Source organism: Peptoniphilus duerdenii ATCC BAA-1640 (assembly GCF_000146345.1).
GTDB classification, from domain to species: Bacteria; Bacillota; Clostridia; order Tissierellales; family Peptoniphilaceae; genus Peptoniphilus_B; species Peptoniphilus_B duerdenii.
In genome coordinates, this window is the sequence record NZ_GL397079.1 from 1 (window position 1) to 933 (window position 933).

Below are 933 nucleotides of genomic sequence, written 5' to 3' on the forward strand. Positions count from 1 at the left end.
AGGAGTAGAAGAAATAGGAAGAATGTACAAGTACGACATCCTACTATCAAGCTCCTATGGAGACTCAGAAGTAGAAGTCAAATTTGCAAAACTACTACTACAAAAACAAGTAGAAGGAATAATAGTAATCTCAGACACACTAAACACAAAACTACTATATAGACTAGAAGAATCCAAAATACCATATATAAACGTAAACAGATTCTACAACGTAGATGAACACTACACAGTAGGAGTAAACCACAAAGACGGCACCTACCAAATGACCAACTACCTAGTAGAAAACGGACATAAAAATATAGGATTACTATATGTAAGAAAAGACTTCGACAGAACAGAAGAAAAAATAAAAGAAGACGGATACCTAGAAGCACTAGAAGAACACGGCTTGGTAAAAAATACAATAGGCATAGAAGGCATCAGAGAAAAAGATGTAGCAGGAATAATGGATAAAGTAGAAGAAAAAATAAAATCCGGAGTAACAGCCTTCGTAACCACCCAAGACGAATTAGGAATCCATTTACAAAACGCACTCCTTGACAGAGGATACAAAATACCAGAAGACGTATCCGTAACAGGGTATGGCGCAACAGAAATGACAGAACTAACAAGACCAAAACTAACCTCAGTCAAAGTGCCATACTATGACATAGGAGCAGTAGCAATCAGAAGAATTCTAAAAGAAATCAAAAAAGAAGAATCAGAAGACAAAGTATACTTGCCAGCAAGAATAGTCGAAAGAGATTCAGTAAAGAAAATAAAATAGAATTAAACATAAATATAATAGATAGAAAATGAAAAAGTAAAAGACTTCATGAAAAAAATGGAGTCTTTTTTTATATAACCATTGCCAAAATAAAAAAACTATGTTAATCTATAAAACGCCGCAGAAAAAGAAGAAAAACAATCAATAATAGAAACGTAAAAAAAAAC

At 33.1% G+C, this 933-nt stretch carries 1 protein-coding gene; it reads left to right on the top strand.

Annotated elements, in window-relative coordinates:
- Positions 1-766: LacI family DNA-binding transcriptional regulator (locus HMPREF9225_RS09665; RefSeq protein ID WP_040551892.1), on the top strand; the 766-nt coding region annotated here is incomplete at its 5' end.
- Positions 767-933 lie beyond the last annotated feature (167 nt).